The sequence below is a fragment of the Streptomyces sp. NPDC005281 genome, from assembly GCF_040607495.1.
Taxonomy (GTDB): domain Bacteria; phylum Actinomycetota; class Actinomycetes; order Streptomycetales; family Streptomycetaceae; genus Streptomyces.
In genome coordinates this window covers 295,839-314,396 of the sequence record NZ_JBEXGX010000004.1, presented here as the reverse complement: position 1 = coordinate 314,396, position 18,558 = coordinate 295,839, and the positions used below count along the sequence as shown (strand labels likewise).

The window sequence follows — 18,558 nt, the reverse complement described above, 5'->3', positions numbered from 1 at the left end:
ACCGGGACGAGGACGATGAGCGCGAGAAGCACGACGACGGGGACGACGGGATCGCGGGCACCGGCCGGCGGGCGGGCCCGCGCCGGCGCGGCGGCATTGCTGAGCACCGACCGCCGCCGGCTCCTCCTCGTCCTCGGACTGGCCGTGGTCGTCGGCGTGTTCACGGCCACCGTGCCGCTGTTGCGCGACTGGTTCGACCTGCGCGTGTACTACGGGGCGGTCGACAACTGGGTCCACCACGGCGACAGCATCTACGACTACCGGGTGCCGGGAACGGGGTACGGCTTCACCTACCCGCCGTTCGCGGCTCTCGGCATGGTGCCGATGGCACTCGTAGGGCTGAGGACGGCGATCGCCCTCGCCCTGCTGCTCAACCTCGCCGCCCTGACCGCGGTGGTGGGCATCCTGGTCGGCCCCGAACTGCGTCGCTACGGCTGGTTCGGCTGTGCTCTGACGGCGTGTCTGCTGGCGGTGCTCGAACCGGTCCGCGACACCTTCAGCTTCGGCCAGGTCAACCTGGTGCTGCTCGCCCTCGTGCTGAGCGACGCCTGGCTGTTGTCGTACGGACGGGGCCGCTGGGCGGGTGCCGGCATCGGTCTCGCCGCGGCGATCAAGCTCACCCCGGCGCTGTTCATCGCGCTGCTGCTGCTCGGCCGCCGCTGGCGGGCCGCCGGTGTCGCCACCTGCGTCGCCGCGGCGGCCACCGCGCTTGCGGCCTGGGTGGCGCCGGACGCCTCGCGCTTCTACTGGACCGACGCGCTCTGGGACACGACCCGCATCGGGCGCCTGGACTACGTCTCCAACCAGTCGCTCCAGGGTGTGCTGGCACGGCTCGTGGCACCGCAGGAGCCGAGCAGGGCACTGTGGGCGACACTGGCCCTGCTGGTCCTGTGCGTCTGGGCGTGGCGGACCTCGCGTGCCCTCGCAGACGAGGACTGGACCGCCGCTTTCGCCCTGACCGGGCTGGCCGCCTGTCTCGTCAGCCCGATCACCTGGGTGCACCACCTCGTCTGGCTGCTGCCGTCCTTCGCCGTGCTGCTGCGCCGGCGCCGGCTGCGGATCGCGGCGGTCCTGTACGCGGTGCTGTGCAGCAGCGTGGTGTGGCTGTGGTTCGACGATGCCTCGGGCCTCGGCGGTTTCCTCGGCAGCAACACCTATACGTGGATCACGCTCGGGCTGCTGCTGTGGCTGCCGGCCGGTCAGCCGCGCCCCGCCCGGCCCGCCTTGAGCCGCAGGGCCAGTGCGACGCCCGCGGCGCCCAGCACGGCGGCACCGGCGATCTCGGCGGCGCCGGACCAGCCGGGTCCCGCGTCGTCGGCGGGCGCGGCGGCCACGGGACTGGCGCTGTTCACCGGCCGGTCGCTCTTCACGGGCCGTTCGGCGGCCGCGGACCGGTCGGCTCGGCCGGGGCGCGCGGCGGACCCGGCGGCGGAGGGTCCGGCCGCGGGGACGGCGCGCGTGTCGAGCAGCGTGCCCACGGGATCGACCTGTCCGGACGCGGCGAATCCCCAGTCGAGCAGCGAGCGCGCCTCCTCGTAGACGGTCAGTCCGCCACCCGCCTGAGGGTTCATCAACGTGACGACGAGGGTGCGCGTGCCGTGCTTGGCGGCGGCGACCAGGGTGTTTCCCGCGTTGGTGGTGTAGCCGTTCTTGACACCGATCAGACCGGGGTACCGCTCCACCCCGTTCGCGCCGGTGAGGAGCCTGTTGGTGTTCTGGATCCCGTACGTGGCCCCGGCCTCGCCGGGGAACATCGCCTCGGCGGTCGAGCAGTACCTGGCGAAGTCGGGGTTGCGCAGCCCGGCCCGGCCGAACACCGCCAGGTCGTACGCCGAGGAGACCTGCCCGGGTGTGTCGTAGCCGTCGGGCGAGACGACGTGCGTGTCGTTCGCGCCGAGTGAGCGGGCCTTGGCCTGCATCTGGGCGGCGGTGCTCGTCCAGCCGCCGTTCATCGAGGCGAGCACGTGCACGGCGTCGCTGCCGGAGTTGAGGAAGACCCCGCGCCACAGGTCAGCCACGCGGTAGGTGATTCCCCCGGCCACGCCGACCATGCTGCTGCCCGCGCCGATGCCCTCCAGTTCCCGCTCCCTGACGGTGTGCAGGGTGCTGCCGGGCAGCCTCGGCAGGACGGTGAGGGCGAACAGGGTCTTGAGGGTGCTCGCGGGCGGGAGTCTGCGGTGGGCGTTGTGCGATGCGAGGACGTCGCCGGTGCGGGCGTCGGCGACCACCCAGGACAGCGCGGAGACGTCGGGGACCTCGGGTGCCCCGGGCCGGGGCCGTACCTGTGTGCCCGGCTGGTTCAGCGACGAATACGGCGGCGCGGCGGGCCGAGGCGCCTCGGGGGCCGCCCGGGTGAGTGCGATGGCCGGGCTCTGCGCTGCGGCCAGCAGACCGGCCGCACAGACGGCGGAGCAGGTCAGGGCGGCACGCGTGACCGTGGAGCGCGAAGCAGCATTCCGGAATGAGAATCCGATCGTCATACCGCAAACGTAGGAACGGACGCGCGACACGCCGGGGTGGCCGGGCCGAGCGGCGCCATCGAGCACCCGGATGCCGCAGGCGCGTGGCGTCAGGACGGCAGGGTCGGCTGAATGTGGCGCAGGAAGGCGGCGTTGTCGGGGGTGGCGCGCAGCCGCTCCAGGAGCGTCTCCAGGCCCGTCTGCCCGTCCCGCGTCAGCAGGGCCCGGCGCAGTCCCCGAAGCGCGGTCGACTCGGCTGCCGGAACGAGGAGTTCCTCACGCCGGGTGCCGGAGGGGGTGATGTCGACCGCGGGGAAGACGCGCCGGGCGGCGAGGGTCCGGTCCAGCCGGAGCTCCATGTTGCCGGTGCTCTTGAGCTCCTCGAAGAAGTAGTCGTCGGCGCGCGAACCGGTCTCCACCAGGGCAGTGGCCAGGATGGTGAGCGAGCCGCCCTCTTCGGCGAGGCGCGCCGCGCCGAAGAGGCGCTTGGGGCCCTGGAGGGCGGCCGCGTCGACACCGCCGCTGAGGGTGCGTCCGCCGCCGGCGGCCGCGTTGTTGTGCGCCCTGCACAGCCGGGTGAGCGAGTCGAGCAGGATCACGACGTCCTCGCCCGCCTCGACGAGCCGTTTGGCCCGCTCGACGACGAGCTCGGCGAGCGCGATGTGCTGCCTGGGCGCCTGGTCGAAGGTGGAGGCGTAGACCTCGCCGCGTACGGAGCGCCGCATGTCGGTGACCTCCTCGGGGCGTTCGTCGAGCAGCAACACCATCAGACGGCATTCGGGGTGGTTGCCGGCCACGGCGGCGGCCATCTGCTGGAGCAGCACCGTCTTGCCGGTCTTGGGCGGGGCGACGATCAGGCCGCGCTGGCCCTTGCCGACCGGCGAGACCAGGTCCACGACGCGTCCGGTCAGTCCGCTCCCCGGGTGCTCCAGCCGGAGCCGGTCACGCGGGTGCAGCGGGGTGAGGTCCTTGAAGTGCGTGCGGCGACGCGCCTCTTCGGGCGTACGGCCGTTGATCCGCTCGACCTCGGCGAGGGTCCGGGGGCCGCCGGTCACACCCTCCACGGCGTCGCCCTTGCGCAGGCCGTGACGGCGGATCAGCGCGGGGGAGACCTGGAGGTCGTCGGGTGCCGGGAGCAGGCTCGCGGAGCGCAGATGCCCCTTCCCGTTGCCGTCGATGTCGAGGACACCGGCGGCGGTCCGGGTCCGGGGCCGCTGTTGTACAGGGGGGTGTTCGAGTGTGGTGGTCATGGGATGTCCTCTCAGGGACGGGATCGCATGGGCATGCGTGAGGAAGGGGGGAGGAGGCCGCGAAGGGAGGGCGCGGGGCGCGCCTCGGTGCGGCGGGAACATCAACTCGGCCACGGCAAGGGGATTTCCTGGCCGTATGCGGGAGGTGCTGCCCAAAGATGCTGGTCCACGTGTCGGAATCGACGGTGTGTCAGCGAGAGAATGGGAACTTGCACCGGCGCCTGAATAAGGAGGCGTACACGAGTGCTGTTGGCAGAGTAGCACTGGTTGGGCCGGATCTGGTGTGATCCGCGTCTCAGTGACTCGGGGCTCGGGGCTCGGGGTTCGGGGTTCGGGGCTCGCGTCTCGGAGCGAGGGGCCGCTGGTGCGCGGTGCGCGGTGCGCGGTGCGCGGTGCGCGGGGGTCGCGGGCCTGGCGCGGCTCGCGGGTCATGGCTGGAGGGTCGTGGGCCTGGCGTAAGGCGCCGGCTCGTGCGAACGGCGGGCGTCAGCGCCAGTGATGCATCAGCCCGGCCACCGGCCGCCCGTGACGCGTTGCCGCCGCCCGCCCGCGATGCACTTGCACTGCCGCCGCCCAGCCGTGGCGCCCCAGCCGGGCCGCCGCCCGCCCGTGACGCCCCTGCGGGCCCGTCGGCCGCCCGCACGCGACCGCCGCCGGAGTCATGGCCTCGGCGGGGCTTCGACGGCGAGTACGCGGTCGCGCAGGACCGGGAGCTCGCGGCGCATCAGGGCGACCTGGGCCATGTCGAAGTCCACCGTAAGGGTCTCCTCCGCGGTGCCGGCCTCGCCCAGGACGGTTCCCCAGGGGTCGACGACCGCGCTGTGCCCGGCCTGCCGCATGCCGCCATGAGTGCCCGTCGCACAGCAGGCCAGGAGGAAGACCTGCTCCTCCAGGGCCCTGGTGCGGGTCAGGAGCCGCCAGTGGGTGAGCCGGGCCTCGGGCCACGCCGCGGGTACCGCGATCAGCTCAGCGCCCGCGTCGAGCAGGCCCCGGAACAGTTCGGGGAAGCGCAGGTCGTAGCAGATGGCGAGGCCCACGATGCCGAAGTCGGTCGGCACGGTGACGATGTCCTCGCCCCCGCCCATCAGGGTCGCCTCACCGGTGTCGAAACCGTACCGGTGGATCTTGCGGTAGCGCCCCCGCAGGTCGCCGGACCGGTCGAAGAGCAGGGCGGTGTTGTACAGCGTCCCGTCCTCGTCCCGCTCGACGACGGACCCGGCGTGCAACCAGACGCCGGCCCGGCGCGCGGCGGCGGACATGGCCTCGGCGGTGGGGCCGTCGAGCCCCTCGGCCTCGAGCTCCCAGCGGTCGTACGCCCAGGCGCCGGCCGCCCACAGCTCGGGCAGGACCACCAGATCGTCGCCCGCCCGGCCGCGGACCAGTGCGGCCGCCCGGTGGCGGCGCTCGTCCGCGGTGTCCGAGGAGTCCACGGACAGCTGGATCAGCGAGGCACGCATGGCCGTCACCTCCGGGACCGCGCCCGCGCGGCCCAAGGAATCCCGTCCCTACGAGCGTAAGGAGTGACCCGCGTTCCCCGCGCGCCGTGGCACGGCACCCTCCCGGGAACACGGCCTCGACGGAGTCGCCCGGCGTCACCGCGGACGCCGCCGAGGGGCAGCCGGCCACAGCCGCTCGGCGAGCGCTCCGGAAGGGCGGCCGACCGTACCCGTCGAGCCACCTCAGGACCGCGCCCGAAGGTCCCCGTCGAGCCGCTTCGGAAAGACGGCCGACCGTCCCCGTCGAGCCGCCTCGGAACGGCGGCCGGCCCTCCTCGTCGAGCCGCTTCGGAAAGACGGCCGAAGGTCCTCGCCGAGGTGCTGCGCGCGCTGCTCCGAGCGGGCACAATCGATCTTCGTGCGGCCCGCGTCGGTGTCGTGCGACCGTCAACTCGGCCCAGCAGCAAGGAGAACACGGTGGACACCTCGCCCGGCACGCCGCACCGCATGGACCCCGCGGGCGGCTGCCCCCACGCCCACAACGAGCGACTGCTCGCGCGGGGCGCCGTCACGACGGTGGTGCTGCCCGGTGAGGTGGAAGGCGCGGTGGTGCTCGGGCACGAGGCGCTCAAGGAATTCCTCGCGCACCCGGACGTGGCCAAGGGCGCCCGGCACTTCACGGCCCTGAACGAGGGACGTATTGCCGAAGGCTGGCCCCTCATGACCTTCGCCACCGTGCAGGGCATGACGACCGCCGACGGTGACGACCACCGGCGACTGAGGTCCCTCGTGAGCAAGGCGTTCACCGTGCGGCGGGTCGAGCAACTGCGCCCCCGTATCGAGGACTTGACCTCGGAACTGCTCGACGGACTGCACGCGGCGGCCGAGGAGGGCGGGGGAGTGGCCGACCTGCGCGAACACTTCGCGCTCCCGCTGCCGATGGGCGTCATCTGCGATCTCCTCGGTGTCGACGCCCCGTACCGCGACCGGCTCCACCATCTGACGAACCAGGTCGTCTCCACCGACATCGGGCCCGAGCAGGCCGTCGCCGCCAACCGCGAACTGATGGCCGTGCTGGGCGCCGTCGCGGCCGCGCGCGCGGAGAACCCGGGCGACGACCTCACCAGCGCGCTGATCGCCGCCCACGACGAGGACGGCGACCGGCTCAGCCAGCAGGAACTCATGGGCACCCTGGTACTCATGATCATCGCCGGGCACGAGACCACCCTGAACCTGATCACCAACGCCGTACGGGCGTTGTGCGCTCACCGGGACCAACTCGACTCCGTCCTCGAGGGCGAGGCGGACTGGGGGGACGTCGTGGAGGAGACCCTGCGCTGGGACGCCCCGGTCAGCTACTTCCCGTTCCGCTACCCGGTGCGCGACCTCACCGTCGACGGGATCCTCATACCCCGGGGCACCCCCGTTCTCGCCGGCTACTCGGCCGCGGGCCGCGATCGGGCCGCGCACGGACCGGACGCCGACCGCTTCGACGTCACCCGCCCCCGGCGGCCCGGCGCCGCCCGGCACATCTCCCTCGGACACGGCGCCCACTACTGCCTCGGCGCCCCGCTCGCCCGGATGGAGGCCACCATCGCCCTGGAGCGGCTGTTCACCCGCTTCCCCGACCTCGGTCTCGCCGTGCCCGAGGCGGAGCTCACCCACCAGGCCAGCTTCGTCGGCAACAGCGTCCGGACCCTTCCCGTGCGGCCCGGAACCTCCCGCCTCTGACAGCACCCGCGAAAAAGTCTCGAGGGCCTGTCGATTCGCCGGGGCGCCCTTCGTCGGTGCGGTGTAGGAAGCTCATGAGCACCGGGAGGAACCATGAAGTACATGCTGCTGGTCTGCGGCGACGACACCGCCGACGCCTCTGGGATGGCGCCCGTCGAACCGTGGGTCGAGGAACTGGGGGCCGAGCGGGGCGTCCGGCTGCACGGCCACCGCCTCCGGCTGCCCGCCGAGGCGGTCACCGTCCGGGTGCGTGACGGCGAAGTGCTGCGCACCGACGGGCCGTTCGCCGAGACGAAGGAGTATGTCGCCGGGTTCGACATCCTCGACTGCGCCGACATGGAGGAGGCGATCGAGGCCGCCGCGAAACACCCCGTCGCGACGATCGGCGCCATGGAGATCCGCGCGTTCTGGGACGACGAGGACGCCCAAGGGGAGATCCGCCGCCTCGACGCCGAGCTCACCGAGGCCCTCCGCGAACGTGACATCGACCGGGCGATGGCCTGCTACGCCCCCGACGTCGAGGTGTTCCACCCCGTGAGCGGCATGGAACAGAGCGGCGCCGACGCCCTGCGCAAGGCCGAGGAACAGTGGTTCTCCAGGCTCGCCGGCCCCGCCGACCGCGAGGTCCTCGACTTCCGGCTGCGCATCGACGAGAGCGTCGCCTTCAGCCACGCCCTGGTGCGCCTGCGCGCCCCGCTCGTCGACGGCACCACCCTGGACACCACCGCACGCGTCACCACGGGCTACCGCGCGGCGGGAGACCGCTGGCAGATCGTCCACCAGCACACGTCCGTGCCGACGGCCGACGGCCGCCCGCCCGCCGGGGAGGCGAGGTCGTGAAGTACGCCCTGTTCATCTGCACCCCGGTGGACGGTGAGGAACTCGCCCCCGAGGAGATCGCCGACGATCCCCGGTTCGCCTCGTACATCCAGGAGGTGCGCGAGCGCGGCATCGTGAAGGGCGGCGCCCGGCTGCGCCCGGCCGCCGACGCCACGACCGTCCGGGTCGAGGGCGACGAAGTCCTGCTCAGCGACGGGCCGTTCGTCGAATCGAAGGAGTACGTCGCGGGCATCGACATCATCGAGGTCGCCGACCTCGACGAGGCCATCGCGCTCGCCTCCCGGCATCCGGCGGCGCTGGCGGGCGGTTCGGTGGAGGTGCGGCCGGTCTGGGAGTGAACGACGGAGTCGAGGAGGCGGTCGCGGCCGCGTTCCGGGAGGACTGGGGGCAGGTCGTCGCCACGCTGATCCGGATGACCGGCGACTGGGACCTCGCCGAGGAGTGCGCGCAGGACGCCTTCGCCCAGGCGCTCGACCGGTGGCGGCGCGACGGAGTGCCGCGCCGCCCCGGCGCCTGGCTGACCACGACCGCGCGCAACCGGGCCCTGGACGTGCTGCGCCGCGAGGCGGCCGGCGCGCGCAAGCTGCGGGAGGTGGCGGTGTCGGCACGCGACGAGGGTCCGTACGACCCGTACGGAACGTACAACTCGTACAATCCGTACGAAGAGGACCCCGACGACGGGAGCGGGGTCGGCGACGACCGGCTGCGGCTCATCTTCACCTGCTGCCACCCGGCGCTGGCCATCGAGGCCCGGGTGGCCCTCACCCTGCGAACCCTTGCCGGGCTGACCACGCCCGAGATCGCGCGTGCCTTCCTCGTCCCCGAGGCGACGATGGCGCAGCGGCTGGTGCGCGCCAAGCGGAAGATCCGCAACGCGGGCATCCCCTACCGCGTACCGCCCGCGCACCTCCTGCCCGAACGCACCACCGGTGTCCTCGGCGTGCTCTACCTGCTCTTCAACGAGGGGTACGCCGCCACGGCCGGCGCCGATCTGACGCGCACGAACCTCTCAGCGGAGGCGATCCGCCTCGCCCGCGTCCTGGCCCGGCTGATGCCCGACGAGCCCGAAGTCCTCGGACTGCTCGCGCTGTTGCTGCTCCACGACGCCCGGAGCGGCACCCGGGTGGACGCATCCGGCGACCTGGTCACCCTGGAGGACCAGGACCGAACCGCCTGGGACACGTCCGAGGCGGACGAGGGCGCCGCACTGCTGGAGACCGCCCTGCGCCGGGGGCGCCCGGGCCCGTACCAGATCCAGGCCGCGATCGCCGCCTGCCACACCACCGCCGCCACGGCCGAGGAGACCGACTGGGCCGACATCGCCGCCCTCTACGGCGAGCTCCGCCGCTTCGTGCCCTCCGCCGTGGTCCGGCTCAACCGGGCGGTCGCCGTGGGCATGTCCGAGAGCCCCGATGCCGGGCTCGCCCTGGTCGCGGAGCTGGAGGAGGAGGGCGAGCTGGACACCTACCACCTGCTGCCGGCCACCCGGGCGGACCTGCTGCGCCGCGCCGGACGCGGGGCGGAGGCCGCCGAGGCGTACGACAGGGCCCTCGAACTGGTGGAGAACGCGGCCGAGCGGAGATTCCTGGAGAAGCGGCTCGCGGAGTGTCGACCGGCGTAGGGGCCCTTCGTCGGTGGGGTGAAGCCGCCTCCCGGACCGCTGTCCGCCGGGAGGCGACGACACCGCCCGCCCGACGTCTCAGGAGGCTCCGTTTCATGACCAGTTCGGCACCCACGACCCCGTCGGCCCAGGCAACCCCGGCCGGCCTTCCCATCGCTGCCGCCGAAGCGGCCCCGGCCGCCCCCGGCACGACCGCACCGGCGCCGGAGTCCGCCTCGGCGCCTCGCGCGCGAAGAGGCCTCCGGCTGTGGCTCGCCCGGCGCACACGACTGAAGGAGGCCGGCCCCGCACGGACCGGTTCATCCGCGCAGGAAATCCCGAACACCCCGGACGTCTGGCTCGCCGGTCTACGCCTCGGGGGCTGAACCGGCCCGTGCGTCGTCGAGCTCGAAGACGCCGTAGCCGAATCCGCGGGCGTTCACCGTGCCGCCCTCGATCCCGACGCCGTCCGCCTCCACGGAGCGAACGCCGGTGTCCCGTCCCAGGGGACAACTCGACGGTTCACGACGTGGGTTGACCACGACCAGATACCGGCCGCCGCGCACGTACACGAACGGGTACCCGGCGTGCACCACTTCGACCGAGCCGCCAGGACCCAGCTCAGGTGCGCCGGTGCGCAACGCGATCAGGTGGCGAACGAGATGCAGGAGCGAGGTGTCGTCGGCTCTTTGGGCGGCGACCGTCGGGCGGTCCGGCGACGGGTCGAGGGGGAGGTAGAGGCGGTCGGACGGGGCCGTGGAGAAACCGGCGTTGGGGCCGTCGTCCCACTGCATCGGCGTACGGGAACCGGCGCGGTTGTAGCGCGGGCCGAGCACACTGCCCTCCTTCTCGGGCAGTCCCGGAACGTAACGCATGCCGATCTCGTCGCCGTAGTAGATCGCCGGAAGGGTCGGCCAGGTGAACAGGAAGACGAAGGCGGAGGGCAGCTGACCGGCCGTGCGGGGGCCGCAGTTGAGACGGGAGAAGTCGTGGTTGGCGGTCGGGAGCGCGACGAAGCCGCTTCCGTCGAGCGCGGCGGCCGCCGCGCGCCAGGCCTCCACGAACGGGAGTGGTGAGCCGCAGCCCCCGGCGTCGAAGAAGCAGTCGAGCGGGTCCCAGGCCTCGTTGACCGTGCCCTCGCCATTGCTCCACAGCGAGCGCAGGGCGAGTCCGTCGGTGGGGCCGCCGAACTGGAGGAAGAAGTCCGCGTGGAAGCCGGCCGGGACGGAGACCTCGGGTTCGCCCCATTCCGCGAGCAGCACGGCGTCGGGATGCGCGTCGTCCAGCCAGTGCCTCAACTCGGTCCAGATCGCGGCCGTTTCCCTCTTGCCGGGGTCGTCCTTCACGAGCGAGGCGGCCATGTCCACCCGGAAGCCGGCCAGTCCGAGACCCAGCCAGTGGTCCAGCACCGCGCGCAGCGCGGCACGGTTGGCGCGTGGGCCCGGCGCGTCGACCGGCAGGCGCCAGGGTTCGTCCGGACAGGTGCGCCCGTAACCGAAGTTGAGCGCGGGCTGGAAGGCGAAGAAGTTCGGCAGGTACGCCCCCGGGCGGGTCCCGGGTGAGGGGACGAATCCGTCCGGGGAACGGCCCTCGGGCGCCCAGACGTACCGGTCGTCGGCCGGATCGTCCATCGCGGCCCGGAACCAGGGGTGCTGGTCGGAGGTGTGGCCCGCTACGAGGTCGAGGAGTACGCGGATGCCCCGGCGGCCCGCTTCCTCGACGAGCCGGGCGAGGTCGTCGGACGAGCCGTAGCGGGGCGCGACGCGCAGATAGTCGGCGACGTCGTATCCGGCGTCGCCGAACGGGGACACGAAACACGGGTTGAGCCAGACGGTGTTGACGCCCAGCCACGCGAGGTGGTCGAGGCGCTCGGTGATTCCGTCGAAGTCGCCGATGCCGTCGCCGTTCGAGTCGGCGAACGACTGCGGATAGATCTGATAGAAGACGGCGTCGGCCAGCCAGGCGGGGGCGGGGCGGAACGAGGTCATGCCCGCGACGATAGATCAGCGCACCGGGCGTCCGCTGCCCCACAGGCCGCCGTCACACGGTGTTCGCCCCTGGCGGCGGACACGGGGGCGCTCCGGCCCGGGAAGGCGTCGTCCGTACCTTGCGACCCGACGCGAACCGCAGCCCCTAAGCTCGGCTAGATGTTCACCCCGCAAGGTCCCACCCTCCGCGAACTGACGGTGCAGGCCCTCTCGTCGATCGAACACGGCTACGACCTGCTCGCGCCCAAGTTCGACCACACGCCGTTCCGGACCCCGGACCCGATTCTCGAAGCGGTGGGGAAGGCCCTCGAGCCGATGGGGCCCTTCGCCGCGGGGCTCGACCTCTGCTGCGGCACCGGCGCGGGCATGGAGGTCCTGCGGGAGCTGTGCCGGGAGAGCGTCACCGGCGTCGACGTCAGCGCGGGCATGCTGGCGGTCGGCCGCTCACGGCTCGGAGCCGGCGAGGCACCGGCCCGGGTGGGCGGGGAAGGCGCGCCCCTGGCGGGTGGGGAGAAGGTGCCGTCGGTGGGCGGGGAAGCGGCGTCGTCGGTGAGTGGGGAAAAGGTGCCGTCGGTGGACGGGGAAGGGGCGCCCCAGGCGGGCCGGGAAGAGGTGCCGTCGGTTGCCTTCGTCCGTGCGGACGCCCGCTCCCTGCCCTTCGGGCCCGCATTCGACGTCGTCGTGAGCTTCGGCGCCTTCGGGCACTTTCTGCCGCGCGAGCTGCCCGGCCTGTTCTCCGGTGTCCACGCCGTCCTGCGCCCGGGCGGACGCTTCGCCTTCCCCGTCATGGCCCCGCCGCGGCCCGGATCACCGTGGTACTGGGCCTTGCTGGGCTTCGACACGGTGATGCGGGTGCGCAACGCCGTCCGGCGTCCGACCTTCGTCATGTACTACCGCACGTTCCGGCTCGGCGACGTGGAGCGGGAGCTGGCGAGGGCCGGATTCCGGACGGAGCTTCACCCGCTGACCGAGTTCGGCCGGCGACGGGACGGCAGCCCACGGGCGCGCATGGTCGTGGCCACACGTGCGGGCGGCCCGGCAGTCACGTGGCCGCCGGCAATGTGAACTCGTAGACCAAGGCGTCCTGTTGGGCATCCACGGTCAGGTCGGTGATCTCCAGGGGGCGGTCGTACTGGTCGTGCACGCGCCGGGTGACCCGTACCGACTGCGGGAGTCTGGTGATCGCGTCCCGGTGGTGCAGGGTCAGACCCGCCTTGCGCATCCAGTCGTAGGCGCGTGACAGCTGCGCCGACGAGTGGCCGTTCGCGCGGTCGCGGTAGCGGGCCAGCTCCTCCACCTCGGTCACGGCGATGGCGGAAAACGATGTCACGGCCGAGCGCAGTCCGCTGCCGTCGGCCGCGGCGGACTCGTAGCGATGGACCAACGTCGCCCGCAGCGGCGCGAGTCCGAGGGCCTCGGCGTGTTCCGGCGTGGGTGTCTCCCAGGTCACGGTGGCCCGTCGGCGGCCCTCGGGTTCGCCGGTGTGCGCGCCGACGGGGAAGTCGAGGGAGGGGACGTGTTCGGCGCCGGTGCCGGACAGCGTCGCGTGGCTGCCGCGCCGGTCCGTGGAGACCTGGCCGTCGCGCCGCAGCATGTTCAGCGCCTGCCGTACGGTCTCCCGGCTGACGCCGAACCGAGTGGCCAACTCGCGTTCCCCCGGCAGGCGTTCGCCGGGTGGTATGACCCCGTCGCGCAGCTCGCCGAGCAGTTGTGCGGCGATCCGTGCGTAGAGCGGTTCGTGGTCGGACGGATGGGTGGTGCGGGCCATGACCGCGCCTCCTGCATGGTGACAAAAAGTAGCCGTGTGAGCTCGGTGCGCCACCACATCTAGCATTGGTCTAAACCACTGGGAAGGGGTGTCCGGGTACTTCGGCCGATTTCAGTCCGCGCCCCCGGTCGCGACGAGCTTCTCTCGAAGGGTCGCGGCCCGGGCGCCGGCGAACCCCGACTCCCTTGGGCCGACTGCGATCCGCGGGCCCACGCGCCTCGTCGCTTGCCGTGAGGTGACCCCGTTTCCGAGGCCGCGAGATCGCCTGAGCCACCGAACCCGCGCTGTCCGAAAGGCGTGGCCGTGGGCCGGGAACCCGGAACCGGTGCTTCTCAGTAGCTCCAACGGCTGGTCGGTGCGCCTTCGTTCCTGAGACGGGTGTGACAATTCGCCCTTCCTGTAACCCTGTTGGTCGGCCCGGCGGCCACCGCATACTCCAGGCTCCGGCCGGGCGGCGGGATGGCCGCCCGGCGAGACGAGGGGAGACCGTCCACAGTGAACGCGGCTGCCGCAGGGACTTGGAAACTGGGCGACCGGGAGGTCAACCGGATCGGCTACGGGGCGATGCGACTGACCGGCAACGGCATGGCCCAGAACTCGGACGGCACTCCTATCGACCGCGACCTCGCGGTCCGTCTGCTGCGCCGGGCGGTCGACCAGGGCGTCAACCACATCGACACGGCTTCCTTCTACTTCTCCCCGCTGCGCTCGGCCAACGAGCTGATCAACCGCGCGCTGTCATCCCGCCCGGACGACGTGGTCGTCGTCACCAAGGTCGGACCGGGCCGTGATCCCTCCGGCGAGTGGCACACCATGGCCCGCCCCGACCGGCTGCGGGGTCAGGTCGAGGAGAACCTGAGGCAGCTCGGCCGGGACCATCTCGACGTGGTGAACCTGCGCCGGAACGGTCGTGACACGCACTCCGTCGCCGAGCACTTCGGCGCGCTCACCGAGCTGCGCGAGGCGGGTCTGATCCGGCACCTGGGCCTCTCCGACGTGGGCCCCGAGCACGTGGCCGAGGCCCGCTCCATGGCTCCGGTCGTCTGCGTGCAGAACGCCTACGGACTCGACTGGCGCGGAGCCGACGAGAGCGGCCTGGTGGATCTCTGCGGCGAACTCGGCATCGCCTTCGTCCCCTTCTTCGCCGTCTCCGGACTGCGCCGTGAGGCGGCCGCCGGGCAGGAGCGGGACGACCGGGTCCGCGAGGTCGCCCGCGCCCATCGCGCGACGCCGGCCCAGGTGCGGCTCGCCTGGACCCTCCAGCGCGGGCCCCACGTCCTGGCCATCCCCGGTACGGCCGATCCGGCGCACCTGGACGAGAACATCGCGGCGGCCACTCTGCGGCTGACCCCGGAGGAGCAGGAACTGCTCGGAGCGCCGGTCGCCGTCGGCTCGTGATCCCGGGAGGCGCCGGGGCGCCGCCATAGAGGCCGCCCCAGTGCTCCGGTGACGAGGGGGCGTTGTCAGTGGTCCGCCGTAGGCTCGCGGAGGCAGTCTTCGGTGGATGGGGGCGATGTGAGTTTCGATCTCGCGGTGTGGTTCGAGTCCGAGCGGGTCCCGGTCTCCGAGGCCGTCGTGACGTACGAGCGGCTGTGCGACGGTGACCTTGTGGGCGCGGGAGTCGACCCGAGCGAGGCCGTGGCCGCGTTCCATCGGGAACTGACCGGGCGATTCCCCGAGCTCTCGGCCGCCGAGGGCGACGGGCGGGCGGAGGCGTCACCGTGGACGGCGGGCCTCGATGTCTCCGTCGCGCATGTGATCATGCCCATGTCCTCGGGGCGGGCCGCCGGCGCGGCGCCCGAGGTGGTGGCCCTCGCCGGCCGGCACGGACTCGTCTGTTTCGACCCGCAGGCGGAGGTGCTCCACCTTCCGCCGGCGCTGCGCGGCGCGGACGGGCCGAGTCTTCAGCCCTGCGTCGGTCTGAAGGTGGAGGACGCGGACCTCGACGTGATCGAACGGGCCGTGCACCGACTCTCCGAGGAGAACTGGTTCCTGATCCTGGAACGGCGCAGCGGCCATTTCCTCCAGGTCGGTCACGGCCCCAACGCGGGCTTGAGAACGGGTGGGTTCGCCGTCGAACACCGGGACGGCGCGCCGGAACGCCACTACCGGTGTGTGCTGAACGAGAACGACCAGGTGGCCGCGCTGTTCGCCGACTACGCGTCGGGGGCGAGCGCATGGAGCGTCGACGCGCGCTGGGACAGCCTCTTCTGACCGACCGTCCGGCGGACGGCCCCGGCTCCCTGACGGTCAGAGGCCGTCCCGTCCGGTCCCTCCGAAGCCGCGACGCCCCCGACCGGGGCGAAACTGCGGACCGTCGCCAGACATGTCATCGGCGGAGATCTCTCTCCCCCGCGTGCCCGCGACCATGGCCCTCGGAATGTTGCGGGAAAACAGCCCGATACAGGCCGCGCGGAAATCGCGTGACCTGCATCGATGAGCTGGGAAGAATTCAGTTTATCCCCGCATGGAATTCGGTTCCGTGCGGAAACGGATCGCATCCGGGAAGGGTTGTGTGTCAGCACGGCCCTTCCGCGGAGCTGCCCGCCGGCCTGCTAAAGGATTTCGATGTCCTTTACCTTCGGAGGGCGGCTCGGGAAAGTGATGTCGGTCCACCGGTTGATGCGTACCGAGTCGCCGTTCACGTCGTAGTAGATGAGATCGTTGTTGCCCGTCGAAATGCGGTCGACCCACCATGAGCCGAAGTTGGTCCGGCCCTTATTGGCGTAGCAGTCCACGCTGGACCTCCCGTCCAGGTGCGACCAGACCTTCAGGAAGTTCTCCCCGCCACGGCACTCGACGTGGTCGATGGCGAACGCGTTGCCCGTGGGCATGGCCATCGTGACGCCCATGGTGGCCACTGCCGCCACGGTCACGGAACGGGCGACCCTCATCGTCCTTGAGATCACAACTTCTCCTTCATTCAACATTCGAACGGGGAGAGCACGTTACGGCCGGGCGCATGAAGGCTCGCCGAAAAGATGCCTGCCTGCCTCCGTGCGATCCTTCCGTCGTCTCGTCTCTCTGGTTTGCCCTACAAAGATCCTGCAAGGCGGCTGTGTATTACAAGAATCCATGGCCCTCTGGGCCGGAATACACCCTTGAATGTCTAGATCGAGACTGCGCGGAACGGGAGTGAAAGCTTGATTTTCAGCCGCCCGTAAGCCCTTTTCGTTTAGGTGAGACACGGTCGCGTGTCGTGTGCATGTTAATTGACGTGCCGATGCGGAGTGGGAGGGCTCGGGGGCCCGCGACGGATGGCCAGGTAAGCAAAAGACGCACATCGGCAAGGTCCCCACCCGTACCCACACCAGCCAGCAATCCGGCGGCAGTCACGGCAAAAACCGTTGCAGTGCTAGTCCGTCCGCCAGGGGAGGGCGGGCACGGACCCCGGCGTGCTGTGCCAGTAGTCCCGCGTCTCCACCGCGAGTCCCGCGGCGTCGAAGCGGACGAAGACACAGCCCGCGAGGGTCGTGGGACGGCCGTCCTCCCGCGCGAGGACGCGGAACTCGGCGGCCGCCCGGCCGTCCTGGCCGACCAGAGGTTCGGAGAAGCGGACCTCGGCCGTGTCCTCGGACGCGAAGGACCAGCGGAGGTACGCGGCGAGCTCGTCCCGGCCGCGGTGGGGCTCCCGGAACGGCATGGACCGGTGGACGCAGTCGTCCGAGTACAGCTCCAGGATCGACTCGACGTCATGGGCCGCCCAGGCCCGCTCCCACACCCGGACGAAGCGCCGGGCCGCGGTGCTCGTGTCCATCGTGGGCCTCAGACGCGCGCGGGCAGCCAGCGCAGCTGCGCGGCCTGCTGGTAAGGGCCGCCGCCCTCATGGTCGTTGAAGTCGTACACCTCGATCTCCTTGTCCTCGTTCCCCCAGGCGTTGAAGGCGGCGAAGACCGTCGACGGCGGGCAGGTCTGGTCCTCGAGGGCGGCCGAGAACAGGGCGGGTGCCCGGCCCCGCGCGGCGAAGTGCACCCCGTCGAAGTAGGAGAGGGTCCGTTGCACCTGTTCCGTGCGGCCGCGATGGGTCTTGAGGTAGTTGCCGATCTCCCGGTAGGGGGCGCGGTCCGTGAGCACCGTGGCGCGCGGGAAGTCGCACAGGAACGGTACGTCGGGGGCGACCGCGGCCAGGTCGGGCACCAGACCGCCGACCGCGATGCTGACGCCGCCGCCCTGGCTCCCGCCGAGCACCGCGACGCGCGCGGCGTCGACCAGCGGATGGGAGCGGGCCGCCTCCACGGCGCGCACCGCGTCCGTGAACAGCCGCCGGTAGTAGTAGGTTTCGGGCTCCTCGATGCCCCGAGTCATGAACCCCGGGAAGGCGGGCGCGCTGCCCACCGGGTCCGGGGTGTCGCCGCCGCCCCACCCGCTCGCCTGGCCGCGGGTGTCCATCACGAAGTGCGCGAAGCCGGCCGACGCCCACATCAGATGCGTGTGCGGCAGCCCGCGTCCGCCGCCGTACCCGATGAACTCGACGACCGTGGGCAGCGGAGAGTTCACCCAGGCGGGCACGGTCAGCCAGCCCTTGATCGGATGGCCGCCGAACCCGGCGAACGTGACGTCGTGGACCGTGACCGTCTTCAGCGGCAGCTCGACCGGCTCGAAGCGGGCGTCGAGGTCGTGCTCGCGGGCCTCCTGGAGTGTCTTGGCCCAGAACGAGTCGAAGTCCCCGGGCTCGGTGGACGCGCTGCGACAGGTGCGGAGTTCGTCGAGCGGGAGGTCGAACAGGGCCATCAGGGACCACCTTTCGGCACACAGCCAGGTCTTGGCGAGCGCGGATGATCACACCGTACGTCCGCCCTCACGGCCCCGCTACGACCGGGCCGGGAACGGGCCGGCCCCGGGCCGTCCGGCGTCCCTCAGCGCGACGCTCCTCAGGCCGTTCGCCGGGTCCAGTCCGGTTCCGTCCGCGCCCAGTCGTGCTCCCACCGGGCCAGCCGGCGGCGTACCAGGGCCCGGCCTACGCAGAGATGCGCGACCGAGACGGCGAAGACGGCGCCCCCGGCGGTGAAGACGCCGATGGCCAGGGCCTGTTGCAGGATCACCGAAGAACTCGGCGCGGGACGTACGATCGCGCCCCGGGCATCGGTCCACACATCGACCCGCGCACCGCGCCGCAGGCCCGCGGTCACCCCCACCCGCCCGGTCCGCGCGGTCCCGTCGGGCCCCGTCCAGCGAACCGGCGCGGAGAGCGAGCGTGTCCCGCGGCCCGGCGTCGAGGGCACCGCCTCGGGCGCGTCCCGCACGAGCACGGCACGGACGTGGTGCTGGGCGGCCCGCCGTGCCACCGCGCGGCTCTGTGCGCCGTCGTACGTCCACCACGACGCCCCCGCCCCCGCGAGCGGCGCGCCGACGAGCAGCAGAACGCCGACGGTCAGCGCCCACCAGGCCTCGACGACATCGGAGCGGCGCCGCAGCGGATTGCGGCGCCAGCGCCAGCAGCGCACCCGGGTTCGCATGTCCCCTCCTCGTCGCCGCGCGCCGCCGCG

Annotated in this window: 16 protein-coding genes and 1 pseudogene; 8 read left to right on the top strand and 9 right to left on the bottom strand. The window is 72.1% G+C overall.

Annotated elements, in window-relative coordinates; translation table 11 throughout:
- The first annotated feature begins 15 nt into the window (after positions 1–15).
- On the top strand, positions 16–1,539 hold the full coding sequence (locus ABZV42_RS08505; protein ID WP_355984001.1) for a glycosyltransferase 87 family protein: 1,524 nt from the start codon (positions 16–18) through the stop codon (positions 1,537–1,539).
- A gap of 38 nt (positions 1,540–1,577) precedes the next feature.
- On the opposite strand, the pseudogene ABZV42_RS08500 reads toward ABZV42_RS08505, so the two are convergent.
- From ABZV42_RS08500 to ABZV42_RS08490, 3 genes and pseudogenes are all read right to left on the bottom strand, one after another.
- A pseudogene (locus ABZV42_RS08500) lies at positions 1,578–2,480 on the bottom strand (serine hydrolase); the annotation flags it as partial.
- Between the two features lie 89 nt (positions 2,481–2,569).
- Complete coding sequence (gene rho, locus ABZV42_RS08495) at positions 2,570–3,709, bottom strand: transcription termination factor Rho (protein WP_355984000.1); 1,140 nt, start codon at positions 3,707–3,709, stop codon at positions 2,570–2,572.
- 659 nt (positions 3,710–4,368) lie between these two features.
- Positions 4,369–5,166: a carbon-nitrogen family hydrolase gene (locus ABZV42_RS08490; protein ID WP_355983999.1), complete on the bottom strand. Its 798-nt coding sequence runs from the start codon at positions 5,164–5,166 to the stop codon at positions 4,369–4,371.
- Between the two features lie 486 nt (positions 5,167–5,652).
- Between ABZV42_RS08490 and ABZV42_RS08485 the strand changes: the two genes are divergently transcribed.
- From ABZV42_RS08485 to ABZV42_RS08470, 4 genes are all read left to right on the top strand, one after another.
- Positions 5,653–6,876 (top strand): cytochrome P450, encoded by a 1,224-nt coding sequence (locus ABZV42_RS08485; RefSeq protein WP_356051348.1) that lies wholly within the window; start codon positions 5,653–5,655, stop codon positions 6,874–6,876.
- Positions 6,877–6,969: 93 nt separating this feature from the next.
- Positions 6,970–7,716 carry a nuclear transport factor 2 family protein gene (locus ABZV42_RS08480; protein ID WP_355983998.1) on the top strand — a complete coding sequence of 249 codons (747 nt, stop codon included), beginning with the start codon at positions 6,970–6,972 and terminating at the stop codon, positions 7,714–7,716.
- Positions 7,713–8,054 carry a YciI family protein gene (locus ABZV42_RS08475; protein ID WP_355983997.1) on the top strand — a complete coding sequence of 114 codons (342 nt, stop codon included), beginning with the start codon at positions 7,713–7,715 and terminating at the stop codon, positions 8,052–8,054. Before ABZV42_RS08480 ends, ABZV42_RS08475 begins: the two co-directional genes overlap by 4 nt.
- The gene (locus tag ABZV42_RS08470) at positions 8,045–9,337 is read left to right on the top strand and encodes an RNA polymerase sigma factor (protein ID WP_356051346.1); all 1,293 of its coding nucleotides are present in this window, start codon (positions 8,045–8,047) and stop codon (positions 9,335–9,337) included. The genes ABZV42_RS08475 and ABZV42_RS08470 overlap by 10 nt, the downstream gene beginning before the upstream one ends.
- Positions 9,338–9,684: 347 nt before the next feature.
- Here ABZV42_RS08470 and ABZV42_RS08465 read toward each other — a convergent pair whose 3' ends face one another.
- Positions 9,685–11,304 carry an alpha-amylase family glycosyl hydrolase gene (locus tag ABZV42_RS08465; RefSeq protein WP_356051276.1) on the bottom strand — a complete coding sequence of 540 codons (1,620 nt, stop codon included), beginning with the start codon at positions 11,302–11,304 and terminating at the stop codon, positions 9,685–9,687.
- Between the two features lie 159 nt (positions 11,305–11,463).
- Here ABZV42_RS08465 and ABZV42_RS08460 point away from each other — a divergent pair, with 159 nt between their 5' ends.
- Entirely contained in the window at positions 11,464–12,369 is a 906-nt protein-coding gene (locus tag ABZV42_RS08460; RefSeq protein WP_356051274.1) for a class I SAM-dependent methyltransferase, read from the top strand.
- Here the strand turns inward: ABZV42_RS08460 and ABZV42_RS08455 are convergent.
- Positions 12,347–13,072, bottom strand: coding sequence for a GntR family transcriptional regulator (locus ABZV42_RS08455; RefSeq protein WP_355983994.1), 726 nt, complete (start codon positions 13,070–13,072; stop codon positions 12,347–12,349). The two genes, ABZV42_RS08460 and ABZV42_RS08455, sit on opposite strands and share 23 nt — an antisense overlap.
- 459 nt (positions 13,073–13,531) lie before the next feature.
- On the opposite strand from ABZV42_RS08455, the gene ABZV42_RS08450 reads away from it, so the two are divergent.
- Positions 13,532–14,470 carry an aldo/keto reductase gene (locus ABZV42_RS08450; protein ID WP_356051272.1) on the top strand — a complete coding sequence of 313 codons (939 nt, stop codon included), beginning with the start codon at positions 13,532–13,534 and terminating at the stop codon, positions 14,468–14,470.
- 117 nt (positions 14,471–14,587) lie between these two features.
- A complete protein-coding gene (locus ABZV42_RS08445; protein ID WP_356051270.1) occupies positions 14,588–15,286 on the top strand; it encodes a hypothetical protein in 699 nt (232 codons plus the stop codon).
- A 341-nt stretch (positions 15,287–15,627) separates the two neighbouring features.
- On the opposite strand, the gene ABZV42_RS08440 is transcribed toward ABZV42_RS08445, so the two are convergent.
- From ABZV42_RS08440 to ABZV42_RS08425, 4 genes are all read right to left on the bottom strand, one after another.
- Positions 15,628–15,966 carry a beta/gamma crystallin domain-containing protein gene (locus ABZV42_RS08440; protein WP_355984051.1) on the bottom strand — a complete coding sequence of 113 codons (339 nt, stop codon included), beginning with the start codon at positions 15,964–15,966 and terminating at the stop codon, positions 15,628–15,630.
- Positions 15,967–16,427: 461 nt separating this feature from the next.
- Positions 16,428–16,829: a nuclear transport factor 2 family protein gene (locus ABZV42_RS08435; protein WP_355983991.1), complete on the bottom strand. Its 402-nt coding sequence runs from the start codon at positions 16,827–16,829 to the stop codon at positions 16,428–16,430.
- Positions 16,830–16,837: 8 nt separating this feature from the next.
- Complete coding sequence (locus tag ABZV42_RS08430; protein WP_356051268.1) at positions 16,838–17,803, bottom strand: acetylxylan esterase; 966 nt, start codon at positions 17,801–17,803, stop codon at positions 16,838–16,840.
- 140 nt (positions 17,804–17,943) lie between these two features.
- Complete coding sequence (locus tag ABZV42_RS08425; RefSeq protein ID WP_355983989.1) at positions 17,944–18,528, bottom strand: hypothetical protein; 585 nt, start codon at positions 18,526–18,528, stop codon at positions 17,944–17,946.
- Between the last annotated feature and the right edge of the window lie 30 nt (positions 18,529–18,558).